General features: G+C 38.1%; 13 protein-coding genes. 4 read left to right on the forward strand and 9 right to left on the reverse strand.

The features are described 5' to 3' along the window. Positions 1 to 36: 36 nt before the first annotated feature. The 9 genes from HUV91_RS08030 to rplU all read right to left on the reverse strand — a co-directional run bounded on the left by HUV91_RS08030 (position 37) and on the right by rplU (position 9,850). Positions 37 to 729 (reverse strand): aspartate/glutamate racemase family protein, encoded by a 693-nt coding sequence (locus tag HUV91_RS08030; RefSeq protein ID WP_174493080.1) that lies wholly within the window; start codon positions 727 to 729, stop codon positions 37 to 39. Between the two features lie 196 nt (positions 730 to 925). After that, positions 926 to 1,408, reverse strand: coding sequence for a tRNA (cytidine(34)-2'-O)-methyltransferase (locus tag HUV91_RS08035; protein WP_130072946.1), 483 nt, complete (start codon positions 1,406 to 1,408; stop codon positions 926 to 928). A 35-nt stretch (positions 1,409 to 1,443) separates the two neighbouring features. Continuing rightward, entirely contained in the window at positions 1,444 to 2,817 is a 1,374-nt protein-coding gene (gene cysG / locus HUV91_RS08040; RefSeq protein WP_174493081.1) for a siroheme synthase CysG, read from the reverse strand. Positions 2,818 to 2,828: 11 nt separating this feature from the next. Further along, positions 2,829 to 5,711, reverse strand: a complete 2,883-nt coding sequence (locus HUV91_RS08045) for a UvrD-helicase domain-containing protein (RefSeq protein WP_174493082.1) — start codon at positions 5,709 to 5,711, stop codon at positions 2,829 to 2,831. A gap of 106 nt (positions 5,712 to 5,817) precedes the next feature. Further along, a complete protein-coding gene (serS, locus tag HUV91_RS08050) occupies positions 5,818 to 7,089 on the reverse strand; it encodes a serine--tRNA ligase (protein ID WP_174493083.1) in 1,272 nt (423 codons plus the stop codon). A gap of 115 nt (positions 7,090 to 7,204) precedes the next feature. Then, entirely contained in the window at positions 7,205 to 8,017 is an 813-nt protein-coding gene (locus tag HUV91_RS08055) for an RsiV family protein (protein WP_174493084.1), read from the reverse strand. Between the two features lie 329 nt (positions 8,018 to 8,346). Beyond that, complete coding sequence (gene lolA, locus HUV91_RS08060) at positions 8,347 to 9,045, reverse strand: outer membrane lipoprotein chaperone LolA (protein WP_130072952.1); 699 nt, start codon at positions 9,043 to 9,045, stop codon at positions 8,347 to 8,349. 219 nt (positions 9,046 to 9,264) lie between these two features. Continuing rightward, positions 9,265 to 9,519, reverse strand: coding sequence for a 50S ribosomal protein L27 (gene rpmA / locus HUV91_RS08065; RefSeq protein ID WP_130072953.1), 255 nt, complete (start codon positions 9,517 to 9,519; stop codon positions 9,265 to 9,267). A 19-nt stretch (positions 9,520 to 9,538) separates the two neighbouring features. Beyond that, entirely contained in the window at positions 9,539 to 9,850 is a 312-nt protein-coding gene (gene rplU, locus HUV91_RS08070; RefSeq protein ID WP_010113102.1) for a 50S ribosomal protein L21, read from the reverse strand. Between the two features lie 429 nt (positions 9,851 to 10,279). Between rplU and sdsA the strand changes: the two genes are divergently transcribed. The 4 genes from sdsA to HUV91_RS08090 all read left to right on the forward strand — a co-directional run bounded on the left by sdsA (position 10,280) and on the right by HUV91_RS08090 (position 15,407). Beyond that, entirely contained in the window at positions 10,280 to 11,263 is a 984-nt protein-coding gene (sdsA, locus tag HUV91_RS08075; protein WP_174493085.1) for an All-trans-nonaprenyl-diphosphate synthase, read from the forward strand. A 20-nt stretch (positions 11,264 to 11,283) separates the two neighbouring features. Next, positions 11,284 to 13,335: a site-specific recombinase gene (locus tag HUV91_RS08080; RefSeq protein WP_180046234.1), complete on the forward strand. Its 2,052-nt coding sequence runs from the start codon at positions 11,284 to 11,286 to the stop codon at positions 13,333 to 13,335. A 162-nt stretch (positions 13,336 to 13,497) separates the two neighbouring features. Next, positions 13,498 to 14,139 carry a phosphatase PAP2 family protein gene (locus HUV91_RS08085; RefSeq protein ID WP_130072955.1) on the forward strand — a complete coding sequence of 214 codons (642 nt, stop codon included), beginning with the start codon at positions 13,498 to 13,500 and terminating at the stop codon, positions 14,137 to 14,139. After that, a complete protein-coding gene (locus HUV91_RS08090) occupies positions 14,139 to 15,407 on the forward strand; it encodes an efflux RND transporter periplasmic adaptor subunit (protein WP_130072956.1) in 1,269 nt (422 codons plus the stop codon). Before HUV91_RS08085 ends, HUV91_RS08090 begins: the two co-directional genes overlap by 1 nt. The last annotated feature ends 11 nt before the right edge of the window (positions 15,408 to 15,418 follow it).

The raw sequence follows: 15,418 nt of genomic DNA on the forward strand, positions 1-15,418 counted from the left end.
TATTTTCGATCAATTTTGAATCTAGGAATTAAAAGATTACAATGACAAAGCAAAATCAACCAAAGCATTGACATGGATTTGTGTGGTGTCAAATACAGGAATGTTTAGATCTTGCTGTTGAATCAATAAACCAATTTCAGTACAGCCTAAAATCACACCTTCTATACCTTGTTCGATCATGGCTTGAATAATATTTAAATATTGTTGTTTTGAAGATTCAAGGACATGACCACGGCACAATTCATGATAAATCACGTCATGAATGATGATTTGATCATGAGCATTTGGCGTCTGCACATCAATGCCTTGTGCCAACAATCGACCTTTATAAAAATCTTGTTGCATGGTAAATGCTGTACCTAGCAAGCCAACCCGTTGTATTTTCTGTTGCTGAATCGCTTGAATGGTGGCATCCGCAATATGCAAAAACGGGCGATATATTGCACTTTCTATCTCGGCTGCAACTTTATGCATGGTGTTGGTACATAAGGCGATGACATCAGCACCTGCAGCTTCTAACTGCACAGCAGTTTTTGCCAAATATTGCCCTGCTTCATCCCAACGATTTTCTCGTTGCAAAACTTCAATATCATGAAAATTAACACTATTTAAAATCACTTGAGCAGAATGCAAACCACCATAACGTTGCTGTATCTGACGATTCAATTGTTGATAATAAAGCGCTGAAGATTCCCAACTCATGCCTCCAATAAGACCGATCGTTTTCATTTTAATGTCATCATGTATTTATGTTTAGAGCTCTTATTGTTCACACATCAGCTTAAAAATGCAAAAATATAATCCTTGATTTCGATATGATAAAAAGCATTGATGTAAATTTAATAAACACATTCTATTCTTTTGAACTTTACTTAATATCAATAAAAAATGCCCATATTCATGAGCATTTATAATGTGATTGCGTCTAGTCTGTTAAGGTTTGAAAACCTTGCTGACGCCATGCTTCATATAAAATTACCGCAGTCGCATTGGATAAATTCAAACTGCGCGAATTTGGTGCCATCGGTAAACGAATCCAATGCGCTTTGGGAAACATCATACGAACGTCTTCAGGCAAACCACGCGTTTCTGGTCCCATCAGTAAAGCCACTGGACGGTTTAAATCAGAAGTATGTGGCGTTTCAAAACCTTTCGTGGTTAATGGGTAAATGGCATCACGCTCAATACCTTGTTCAGCCAAATGCGCAAGACATTGCTCAAAATTTTCCCATACTTTCATATGTGCCCATTCATGATAATCCAATCCCGCACGGCGCAATTTTTTATCATCTAATTGAAATCCCAGAGGCTTAACCAAATGTAATTGTGCACCTGTATTGGCACATAAACGGATAATATTCCCAGTATTTGCAGGAATTTCAGGTTCGTATAAAACAACATGTATCACGGGAGATTGACCTATTTTGAATAAAAGTTACAGTGTTATCGCCACTGCAACTGTTCACGTAAACTCACCACTTCACCAATAATGGTCAAGGTTGGTGCTTGAATTTGATATTCTTCTACTTTGAACGCAATGTCTGCTAAAGTTCCAATCACGACTTTTTGCTCAGGGGTAGTCCCTTTAGAAATTAAAGCCACAGGCATATCAGCACGCTGACCATGTGCGATGAGTTTTTCACAAATTTTCTCTAAACCGACCAAGCCCATATACAAAACTAAGGTTTGATTTTCATAAACCAACTCTTGCCATGGCAACTCAGGTGAGCCCTCTTTGAGATGTCCTGTTAGAAAACGAACACTTTGTGCATAGTCACGATGGGTCAATGGAATACCTGCATAAGCCGAACAGCCCGATGCTGCGGTAATGCCTGGCACAACTTGGAAAGCGATGCCCGCCGCAAATAGTTCTTGAATTTCTTCACCACCACGTCCAAAAATAAATGGGTCACCGCCTTTTAAACGACAAACACGTTTACCTTGTGAAGCATACGCGACCAACAAAGCATTGATCCCATCTTGGGGTACAGAATGATTTGAACGAGCTTTACCGACATAGATTTTTTCTGCATCACGGCGACACAGTTCCATAATGGCAGGTGAAACCAAGCGGTCATAAATTACGACATCGGCTTGTTGCATTAAACGCAGTGCTTTTAAAGTCAATAACTCTGGATCACCCGGTCCAGCACCCACGAGATACACTTCACCTTTTGGTTTTTGCCATTCAGTTAATGCTTGCTCAATTAAACGATCCGCCTCATTCAGATTGTCATTAAAAACTTGCTCTTTCAGAGGACTTGCATATAAATCTTCCCAAAAAATACGACGTTCATCAGGATTGGTGATTTTTTCTTTCACTGCTTTACGCCATTTTCCTGAAAAATCAGCAAGTTTTCCCATACCATGTGGAATTAAAGTTTCTAGTTTGGTACGAATCTGACGGGATAACACAGGCGAAGCACCATTGGTCGCAATCGACACCACCAAAGGTGAACGATCAATCATCGCAGGCACCATAAAACGGCAATGCGGTGGATCATCCACACTATTGACCAATACATTTAACACTTCACACGCTTCAAACACTGCTTGATTGACTGCTTTGTCATTGGTTGCTGCAATCACCAATCTAAAGCTGCTTAGGCTAATTTGTGTATTAAACTTTTCAGCATGATATTGCCCCTGAGTTGAGTGCACGATTTGCAATAAATCCTGCTCAATTTCAGGCGCAAGCACATGAATGATTGCCCCAGATTTTGCCAAAAGTACTGCTTTTCGATAGGCAATATGACCACCGCCCACCAACAAACAGGGCTGTTGCTGTAATTTTAATGAAATTGGAAAAATATCCACACTATGCACCTTTACAATTCGGTTTCAATTTTAGCACCATCTTTACGACCAATAACATCAAAAAAAGCCAATGTACGATTTCGATTAAACTGATTGATCTGTTTTAACTTATCTTGCCAATGCTGATTATTTGCCAGTTCAGGCACTTCAGGTTCATCCATATAAAAATCAACCCGTTGCACATTCATACTCTGATAAATCGGCTGCCACTCCCCATTGACTTTGATGATCAATTCAGGATTCAGCAAATATTGCCCACGTCCCGTTCGTATAAATAAGTGCTTGTTATATTTGTCACTGCCTGTTGTTTCATTTTTAGACAAAAGTGAACTGATATAACTTCGCTTTAATTTCTTTTTAGCAAATAACGTACCAAATATTTTTTCCAGCATTTCCAACAATACAGCACTATCAAAGCCTTTTTCATCACGTGCATAACGCTGATAGCCCTGAATCATACTCATCACGTACATCAGTTGAAAAATCATATATTCAGCATGATGTGCTTCCAGTTTAAATAAGCGTTGGCTGATTTGTAAAACAATGCTGTCTTGCGGTAAATATGCTGCAATGTCAGTCAAGTTGGCTGCATATTTAGGCTGAATAGTGACACGTTGTAGTGCAATTTGTAAGACATTTAACCCATGTCCATCTAATAATCCAACATCAGCACCATCTTGTAAAAGCTGCTGATAAAATGCACCGTTACCAACCCAAACAGCCGCCATTAATGGTGTTTGATTAAATTCATTGCGATGATTAATGCCAAATTTTTCAATCTTTTTCAGCAATGCTGTCGGATGTTTCACCTGATAATTCATATAATATTTAGACAAAATACCCTGCTCAGCTTTATGTGCCACCACTTCATGACGCATATTAAAAACACTGATTGCAGGCTTAAATCCAATTTTTGCCAATTGAATTAAATACGCCTGATGCTGATAAACCACGGCATATTCAAATAAAGCCAATTGAGATTTTTTATCTTTGTCTTGCAATGCCCGATGTTCTAAATGTCGCAGTTCACTGTCTTTTAATACTACCCAATTCGGTGATTCTTCTTTTAAAATCTCACGTCGAATCCGCTCTGCCTGTTCTTTTTTACCTTGCAGTTCGAGCTTCTGCGCTTCTTTTTGCCACTCTTTTAAGCTTGACTGTTGATCTTGTAAATCAAGTACTTCCGCAGCCTGATCCATACCCAGCAAATGAAAAATCTGATGTTGATCTTGCTGTTCCACCCAATAAATATTGGACATTGCACGTGTTAATCCAACATATAGAGCATTGATATAAAATTTATAGATTTCAAGTGATTTATCCGCTTTGTCTTTATTACGTGCATAGACAAAATCACTTTGCAGATCCTGCAATGAAATCTCACCGCATATTTCATTAAAATGTGCGGCAGACTGACTGACAAAATTATATAAAATAATGTTTTGGTACTCTAAGCCTTTGGCTTCCTGAATCGAAAAGACCAAGGGCGTTTTAAAAACCCGCTGTGCGGTTTTCTTTTGTTCTTCATGCATCACGATGACCGCAAACTGTGTGGATACCGCAGTTTTTTGATCTAGCTCATGTAAAATTTCAGGTCGATTTTTTAAAAAATAAACACCGCCCTGTATATCTGCATTACTTCGCACTAAATAATGACTTTCTTTATCAATCGAGCCAAATCGAGCATTTTTTAACAATAATACCCGATTGGAAATTTCGGTAATTCGCTGCGCATTACGATAATTGTGTTGCAATATATGGGTGATTTCCATGCCATGATGCAGTTCTTCATGACGATGAAACAAACTTTTTACCTTTGCCCAAGAGAAAAAATTTGGATGCACAATTTGATTGGCATCTCCACACATTAAAAATAGTCCTTTATCACTGAGGCTATTTAAAATCAAATAGAGTTGGATCGCAGTAATATCCTGTACTTCGTCAATCACCACATAATCATAGGCAGCTTTAACTTTTTGCAGATATTCAAAGCTTAAAATATTAATATCAGATAAATTATTTTTATCAAGTTCAGTTAAATAGTGCTGAAAAATTCGATAAACTTCAGTTCTTTCCTCGACACTGAATATCGATTGCTTAATGCCTAGATTTAAATAATCCTGTTCAGACAAATAAGCCTGATCTGTCATTGCACCTGTCAATACACCTTTAAATTCTTCATAAATACTGTGTGCATTGAAGCTATTTTTATAATGTTTTTTATACCATGTTCTAAAAAATTCAATATCAGCAAAAGCATGTTCAGGAATTGCTATACTTTCAATAAAATCCTGATAGGAGTAAAAATCGACCAATTGTCGATCATTATAATATTGGTCAGAATAATATAACTCACGTGAGTTTTTCACCAAAAATGAAGATAAAGTGACATATAAAATCTGCCCTTCCAACTGCTTCATTTTTTCCAATAAAATCGCGGTTTTACCGCTACCTGCTGAACCAATAATCACCAAAGGCGGATATTGTTTATAAATATGCTGCTGCACATCATCAAATGAAATAAATTTGTTTAAATAGACGAAATTGGGATTATTGACATTGATATACACCAATTGTTCCTGTGCTTCCATTTCATCGATAGATTCAACATCAGGAATTTCAGCTTCATTGATTTGAACATCTTCATTTAAAAACCGCGAGCCTTGATAATCATGATTTTTTAAATATTCTAAGATTAAAATATAATTTTTTTGTTGATATTGATAAACAGAAAATAAAATACGATCGCTACGGTTCAGTTTGGCACGATATAAATTTGGTTGAATTTTTTTAACTTCTGCGGATTTAAAATTATCATCTTGCAAGTAGGCAATAAGTTTATCCAAACCCATAATTTTTTGATTTGCTAATTCATTATAAATTAAGACATCCATCTCAAATTCAAACTCAACTGATTTCAATATTTATACTAATGATAAAAAATAAGCCAAATATCAAATTTGGCTTATTTCATTTCAAACATACTTGCTTACATGATCATTAATCAATAAAGCTAACCCCGCCCATATATGGACGTAAGACTTCAGGAATTTCGATTGAACCATCTGCACGTTGATAATTTTCCATCACTGCAAGTAAAGTACGACCTACAGCCAAACCAGAACCATTTAACGTATGCACAAATTCTGTTTTCTTTTGGTCTGCACGATAACGCGCTTTCATACGACGCGCTTGGAAGTCCCACATATTTGAACATGAAGAAATTTCACGATAAGTATTTTGGCTAGGTACCCAAACTTCTAAGTCATAAGTTTTACATGCGCCAAAGCCCATGTCACCACCACATAGTACGATTTTACGATACGGTAAACCTAAAGCTTGTAAAATGCCTTCCGCATGACCAGTTAAATCTTCTAAAGCCTGCATAGAATCTTCAGGTTTAACGATCTGAACCATTTCAACTTTATCGAATTGGTGCTGACGAATCAAACCACGGGTATCACGACCATAAGAACCCGCTTCACTACGGAAACATGGCGTATGCGCAGCATATTTTAAAGGTAAACGTTCAGGATCAATGATTTCATCACGCACAAAGTTAGTCACTGGTACTTCTGCTGTTGGGATCAGGTAGTATTCCTTTTCACCTTGTAATTTGAATAAATCTTCTTCAAATTTAGGCAGTTGACCTGTGCCACGTAAAGAATCAGCATTCACCAAATAAGGTACATAAGCTTCGGTATAGCCATTTTTCAGCGTATGCGTATCGAGCATAAATTGCGTCAATGCTCGTTGTAAACGCGCTAATGGACCTTTTAATACACTAAAACGTGTACCTGTGAGCTTGGTTGCGGTTTCAAATTCCAAACCACCCATCATTTCACCCAGATCGGTATGGTCTTTGATCTCGAAGTCAAACTGACGCGGTGTGCCCCATTTTAAGATTTCCACATTGTCGCTTTCATCTTTACCTTCAGGCACGGATTCATGTGGCATGTTTGGAATAGACATCAATTTTGCATCAAGTTCAGCTTGTAACTCATTCAGCTCAACTTCCGCAGCTTTGATTTCATCACCAATTGCAGACATACGTGCCATGATTTCAGAAGCATCGCCGCCCGCTTTTTTGATTTGACCAACTTGTTTTGCACCCGAATTACGCTCAGCTTGCAGATTTTCAGTTTTGGACTGAATTTCTTTACGGCGAGTTTCAAGTGATGCCCACTCCTCGACATTGAGTTGCACACCACGTTTTGCCAAGGCTAAATTTACAGCCTCAATATTATTTCTGATTAATTTCGGGTCGATCATAGTCAATCTAAATAAGAGAAAAAAACTGATTATAGTGTAAGCTCTTCACCATAAAAAATACAGTGACAGAGCAAATTCACAGGAGAGATTTTAAATATTGTGTTGAAAAATGAGCTTATTCTGCCTCAACAGGCTTTTCAGCGACAGCTTCAATCACAGGTAAACTTGGTAAATACTCAGCTTTGACCAAATCTCTTGCACTTAAATAAGGTAAAGTTAGTTCTGTCATCCCTTCTGCATAAGATGCTAATTCATATAAAGGATAAACAAAAACAATCCCTTTTGGGCCGTAATAATAGTTATCACTAAGCTGTAATTTTTCACGGGTAATGTCATGTTGCGTCAACCAATTTGCATTGGCATCATACAATTGTTCAGCCACTTTAGCCTCGACATTCGGTTTTAAAATATCTGTTAATGCCAAACGCTTTTGGGTGGATAAATCAAAAGTGACATATTCATTATGATACATGCCATGCGCTGCACCTGCTACATAGGTATAAGACTGGATCATAAAAGTTGCTAAATTATACTGCTGAGAAATAAAACGAACATAAATTGAACTTTGGCTTAATCCCTTTTGGCTTGCTGCCTCATTGCTTGTTGCTGTTGCCTCTTTGGTTGGTTTTTCAAAAGCACTCGGAACATCTTTTTTGATACGATTTAAAAAATAATCATCAATCCATGTGACTTGCGTTTTAACCGTTTGAAAATCATATTGAGTACAACCATCTTCATCACAAAATTGTTTTTCAGGCAGTTCTACACGCTCGATTTTTGCTTGAATCAAAGGAATTTCAATTTTTTTTGCTTGTTGTGCAGATGCTGCTTCTGCCTGTGAAGCAGGTTTTTCTTGGCAGCCTGAAACCACCAATAAAATAGATAGAAGTGCAGAAGCAACCAACGTTTTCTTTAAATGTACTTGCATGATGCGGTCTTTCAAACATGTATTGCGATATAAGTATCATAAAATCACAACATCCAAATTGAAATTGATTATTGTAATTATCGCCTGCTTTGCTTTCTTAATTTCTTGTTTAAATGCTTATTTTGCCTTTTTCGTTCGGCTGCTTCATCTTCATTTCGGGTTTTTAACACAACCCAAATATATAATTTGATTTAACAATAGTGATATAGCTCAACTTTATTCATATAATTCATATTTAATTTTTTATCATGAAATCGCTCTATCATAACCATAAAAAAGCAGCTCGAAAGCTGCTTTCTTGTTGCAAAGATTTATTCATCAGTTCTATTTTATTGGTCAATAATATCTGTACCTTTTGGTGGTGCAAAATTAAATGTTGATGCAGGTAATGATGGATTGAGCTTCACATTATTAAACTTCACATAAGTGGTTTGACCTAAAGAATCTTTTAAAATCATAAGACTAGGTGCTTTGTTTGCAGCAAAGCTAATGGTTAAGCTTTGGAATGCACCCTCTCTGTCTTTAGGGAACAACGTATAATAAGTTTTTGTACGGTCAGGTTGGGTAATACGATAAGCTTTTTGAATTTGCGCAGTATTCCCTGAAAGCAACAATGCTGGGGTATTTGCCACTTGCTCATCTAAGCTTTGACGCACAGCTTGCTGTAAGTCAGGGTCATAGATCCACACCATTTTACCCGTCGTTGCAATGGTTTGTTTTGCAGGTGACGTTGTTTCCCAATAGAACTTACCAGGACGTGCAACTTTCATTACCCCTTTAAAGGTTTGGTTCATGTGTTGTGCAGACAAACCTTTCTGTTGAGCGACTTTACTACCGCTTGTCGCTTTAGTGGTTTGCTCAAAGTTTGCTGATAAACTTTGGATACCGCTCAATTGTTTCACCAAGTTATTGGTTGCTTGTTGCTCCGTTGCGGCGGTTGCAGCAAAAACTGTTGTGCTCATCATTGCAGGTGCAAGCAGCGCTGCACTGATTGCGACTGCACTCATGGTTTTACGAAGCATATTCATATGTTCACCTTTTATATATTTGCGCTATAGCAATTTGTTAGATGATTTATCATAAACCAAATTTTAGCGCTAATATTAGAGAAAATAAGAAGTTTTGTATTGTTATTAGCATAATTTGTAGAAATTCATTCATCATGATGAAGATTTTCTTTGCACTTTCACTATTTTAGAGCATAAAAAAACCCGCAATAAAGCGGGTCTTTTCTGTACAGTTAAAACTTACGCTTCAACAGATACATAGCGACGGCCAAACTGACCTTTCACTTCAAATTTGATAATGCCGTCAGCAGTAGCAAATAAAGTATGGTCACGGCCCATACCTACGTTTGTACCCGCGTGGAATTCAGTACCACGTTGACGAACAATAATGTTACCAGCAGTCACAGCTTGACCACCGTACATTTTAACACCTAACATTTTAGGGTTTGAATCACGACCATTTCGTGTCGAACCACCGGCTTTTTTAGTTGCCATGTCTACTTACTCCTAGTGATTAGCCTGCAATCGCAGTAATTTTCAACTCAGTGAACCATTGACGGTGACCTTGTTGTTTACGGTAATGTTTACGACGACGCATTTTAACAATACGGATTTTGTCGTGACGACCATGACCAACCACTTCTGCAGTTACTTTTGCGCCAGCAACAACTGGAGCACCGATTTGAATGCTTTCGCCATTCACAACCATTAATACATCGTCAAATGTAATCGTTGCGCCAGTTTCAGCTTTCAACAATTCAACTTTAAGGGTTTCACCCTCAACAACACGGTGCTGTTTACCACCGCTTTGGATTACTGCGTACATAATGTACTCCAACTTGCCCGTATCGTCGTGCCGAAAAAGGAATATTTCGATCTTATAACGAACGCTACTGGGGGTTATACAAGGGCAAAGATTTTAAGGGATAATAAAGCAAACAACAAGCCATTTCCGTTAAATATTCAAGTTGTATGTAAAATATTCAAATAAAAACTTAACTATTAAGGTTGAGGGATTGAATTTATATGGTTTATTTTCAAATTTACAAAAATTGAAATAGATTTTAAAACGAATTCCGTTACTATGGAGCGCAAAAGAACGACTACACAAAGACTTAATCAACATCATATTTTGGACAAATTAAGAACATTTCATTAAGATTCAGTACAATGTCTGTTTTCTTAAGTAACATTGATCGTTATTAATTGTTTACACTAGTCACTTAAAAATGCATTTGTATGAGGTTTCCTTCACATGACCATCGACTTTAAGCAAGATATTCTCGCGCCTGTTGCTACTGACTTTGCAGCGATGGATACATTTATCAATGAAGGGATTACTTCAAAAGTTGCTTTGGTGATGGCGGTCAGTAAACATGTGGTTGAAGCAGGCGGTAAACGTATGCGTCCAATTATGTGTCTACTTGCTGCAAAAGCATGTGGCGTATTAGATGCTGATATGGATCAATATCGTAAACTTGCTGCGATTATCGAAATGCTCCATACCGCAACTTTGGTACATGATGATGTTGTCGATGAATCTGGTCTAAGACGTGGTCGCCCAACGGCAAATGCAACGTGGAATAATCAAACTGCCGTTTTAGTTGGGGACTTTCTCATTTCTCGTGCGTTTGACTTATTGGTAGATTTAGACAATATGACTTTGTTGAAAGACTTTTCGACAGGTACATGTGAAATTGCTGAAGGTGAAGTATTACAACTGCAAGCACAACACCAACCAGAAACAAGCGAACAAACCTATCTTGATATTATTCATGGTAAAACTTCGCGCTTATTTGAACTAGCGACCGAAGGTGCAGCAATTTTAGCAGGCAAACCTGAGTACCGTGAACCATTACGTTTATTTGCTGGTCACTTTGGCAATGCTTTCCAAATTATTGACGATATTTTAGATTACACCTCTGACGCTGAAACATTAGGTAAAAATATTGGTGATGATTTAATGGAAGGTAAGCCCACTTTACCTTTAATCTCTGCTTTACAAAATATCACAGGTGAGCAGCATGAGATTGTGCGTAAGAGTATTGCCACGGGTGGAACAGAACATTTAACTGAAGTGATTCAAATTGTACAAAATTCTGGGGCGCTTGATTATTGTCGTCAACGCGCGACTGAAGAAACGCAAACCGCGATACGTGCTTTAGAACAGTTACCTGAGAGTGTTTATCGTCAAGCTTTATTTAATTTGGCACAATTGGCGTTGCATAGAATTCAATAAACTCAACTTACAATTTGCTTATGCATATAAAATTTAATGATATTTTCCTAAAAATGCAGGAACAGCTTGAATCCCCTCAAGCTATTCCTAGCGAATTTCTTCTGATTGAATTGATTAATCGTATTCGTCCTTCTGACAGTCACGATATCGAACAAACCCAACAAAATGTTCAAACATTGATTCAAGCCTTGCTGATTACCCCCACTGCGGCTTTGAATGTTCAAGGTTATTTACTCAAAATAATTAATCAACATAAACAAGCCAGCTTATATGCAGACAGCGGTATTTTATCGCTTGATGGTTTTTGGAATCAGCTTGCACAGCGTGTAGGTGCTTATTTTCTTCCTCTACTTCGTGATGAAACAGACTTGCGAGATTTGGTGGGCAATGTTTTTCATCAGCGGACTGATCGTTATTGGCTCGAACATATTAAAGATGAGCAATGGAATCAGCTTTTTCTGATTTTAACTCAAGGACATTTTCCACAAGCAGAACTGAATGTAAAACGGGAAATGATCACAGCTATCACAGTACTGTCCTATCGGATTAGTGGTATTGGGTTATATCCTGAGTTTATTAATGCTTATCCTGAACTGAGTGAATATGAATCACCCTTTTTGGTACAAAATCGTGAAATCGTAGACTTTATTAATGCCTACAAAAAGCAATATCGTAATGCTGATGATATTGCTGTTACCCCACCACCAGATGCTGATCAAGCTTTGGTTATGATCGAACAATGTCGTGATGTGGTGTTAAAAATTCGCCGTGCCACTAAACGCATTGGGGTAAGTTTAAGCTTGACGTATTTATTGTCTTTACTTGAACAATGTCTAGATCGTGTGGAAATTTTACTCAACCTGATCGTTGAAGAAAACAAAGTACGTGCACTTTCGTGTGGCGAGTTGCTCATTGACCTCGTACATGCCAATTATAATGAAACCAGTGTACGTCATTTACTCAGAACCAACAGTGAACTGATCGCCCTACAAGTGACCGAAAATGCCAGCAAAACGGGCGAGCACTATGTAAGTACGGACAAAAAAGGCTTTTTAGCCATGTATAAAGCGGCTGCGGGTGCAGGCGTGATCATTGCCACAATGGCAACACTGAAGATTCTCAGCGCACGTTTGATCTTAGCGCCATTTTTACATGCCTTTATCTACAGTATGAATTATGCCTTAGGCTTTATGTTCATTCATGTCTTGCATTTCACAGTTGCGACCAAACAACCCGCTATGACTGCAGCAGCACTCGCATCTACCGTTCAGCATCGAAAAGGGTCAAAAACGGCGCAAATTGCCGAGCTTGCAGGATTGATTATTAATATTATCCGCACTCAGTTTATTGCCATTTTGGGGAATATCTCCATTGCTATTCCGACAGCCGCGCTAATCACATGGCTTTGGCAAGTCTCGATGCATGAACCTTTGCTCACACATGCTAAAGCTACAACGCTGTTACATAGCTTAAATCCTTTTACCTCCTTGGCAATACCTCATGCAGCCATTGCAGGAGTATGTTTATTTTTATCTGGGTTAATCGCTGGATATTTTGACAATATGGCAATTTATCGTAAGGTTGGTCCACGTTTAAAAGCACATCCAAAATTAAAAAATTGGTTAGGTCAAGCCAAACTCGATCAATTTGCAGACTATATTGAACGTAATCTCGGTGCTTTAGGCGGTAATTTTTTATTCGGGATCATGCTCGGGAGTATGGGAACGATTGGTTTTATTTTAGGTTTACCGCTCGATATTCGTCATATTGCCTTTGCATCAGCCAATTTTATGCAAGGTTTAATGTGTATCAACGGCTCACCAGACATTGGGCTGATTATTATTTCTTTCTTGGGTGTATTACTGATCGGGATCACCAACTTATTCGTGAGTTTTAGCTTAACCATCATTGTGGCACTACGTGCACGACAAGTCCGTTTCGAACAGTGGAAACCTTTGGCAAAATTAGTCTTTACTCACTTTTTCACTCGCCCACTCGATTTCTTTTGGCCACCGAAACAACCTCTACAAGTAGAGGAGCACTCTTCTACAGGACATCAAAGTAATCATTAGTTAAATTGTTATCATTTTGTGCAAATGATTAAAACTTTAAAAAAAAGAAATTACTATAAATTACTCATTTATAGTGACTTGAAAAAAAGTGTACTGACTAGTACACTTTAGCACACTATTTAATCTCAACATGTGTGATTAATCTTAGCAAGGTCATCCAATATGCCTTATATCCTTCTATTCGTCCTTGGCTGTATTGGATATAGTATAAGTTATATTGGATTAAATATTTCTTATATACAACAACTTGACCAAAGCATACTACATTGGATAAGTTTGCATCGTACGGATTTTTTTGATCATGTTTCGATCACCTTATCTTATATAGGTGGTTTGCCTGTCATGTTATTACTATGCGGAATATGTTGCCTGCAGCAAGCATATTTAAAAAAATATGCAAATGTTATATTGATTAGTGTAAGCCTATTAGGGGCTTCGGGTATTGGTTGGATATTAAAAGCTTGTATCCATCGCCCTCGACCTGAAGCGGTTTACCAAATGGTGCAAACCTATGGTGCATCTTTTCCTAGTGCGCACAGCATCTATGCTGCTGTAATTGCTTGTTTAATTATTTTTATATTTTTTCGACACACACAAGCTAAATTATTGATGAGTTTCGCTTATTTATGGTGTCTGAGTATGGGAATTTCAAGAGTGTATGTGGGTGCTCATTTTTTAACTGATGTGCTTGCAGGTTGGAGTATCGGTTTATTATGGGTTTCTCTCATTTGGTACTTGTTTTCGAAATACATGTTGAATACGAACAAATTATTTTTAGATAAAAATCTAAACGAGGTGGAATGATGATGTCGGCAAAGCTTTGGGCTCCTGCCCTTACTGCTTGTGCTTTAGCAACAAGTCTTGCACTTGTGGGTTGTAGCAAAGATCCCAAAGATGCACAGCAAGGTGGCGCTGCTGCCCAAAAAATGCCGCCGACAGAAGTTGGTGTCATTGTTGCTCAACCACAAAGTGTAGAACAAACTGTTGAGTTATCAGGTCGTACATCTGCATACCAAGTATCAGAAGTTCGTCCACAAACCAGTGGTGTAATTTTAAAACGCTTGTTTACTGAAGGTAGTTTTGTCCGTGAAGGTCAACCTTTGTATGAAATTGACTCGAGTAGCAACCGTGCAAATTTAGACAGTGCAAAAGCAGCTTTAGTACGTCAACAAGCCAACTTAAATGCGCTACAAGTAAAAGCCAATCGTTATCGTCAACTTGTTGGTATTAATGCCGTTTCTAAACAAGAATATGACGATTTGTTAGCACAGATTAAACTCGCTGAAGCAGATATTGCTGCATCAAATGCTGCAGTAAAAAATGCACAAATTGACTTGGGTTATTCAACTGTTCGTTCACCGATTTCTGGTCAATCTGGACGCTCAAGTGTAACCGCAGGGGCTTTAGTGACTGCAAGCCAAGCCAATGCTTTGGTAACAATTCAACAACTTGACCCAATTTATGTCGACATTAATCAATCAAGTGCTGAATTATTACGTCTACGTCAACAATTGGCTCAAGGCAGTATTGATCGTAGCAATAACACCAAAGTACGTTTGAAGCTTGAAGATGGCAGCACTTATCCAATTGAAGGTAATCTTGCATTTTCTGACGCAAGTGTAAACCCTGATACAGGTTCGGTAACTTTACGTGCAGTATTCTCAAATCCAAATCATTTATTACTTCCAGGCATGTTTGCCAACGCGCAAATCGTACAAGGGGTGATTCCAAATGCGTATTTGATTCCACAAGCAGCTATCACGCGCACACCAACAGGTCAAGCAATGGCCATGTTAGTGAATGCAAAAGGTGTTGTTGAAGCACGTCCGATCACGACTGCAGGTGTACAAGGTCAAAACTGGATCGTGACACAAGGTTTAAACACTGGTGATAAAGTCATTGTAGATGGAATAGCCAAAGTAAAAGCTGAACAACAAGTTGTTGCTAAACCTTATCAACCACAAGCTGCTGCACCTCAAGGTGCAACACCTGCGACTCAACAAAAAACAGGTGGAGCACAACCTGCTCAGCAAGATAAAGCAACTGAACACAAAGCTACTTCAAATGCATAAGGGGTAGACTG

The sequence above is a fragment of the Acinetobacter sp. Marseille-Q1623 genome, assembly GCF_902809895.1.
Classification (GTDB): Bacteria; Pseudomonadota; Gammaproteobacteria; order Pseudomonadales; family Moraxellaceae; genus Acinetobacter; species Acinetobacter piscicola_A.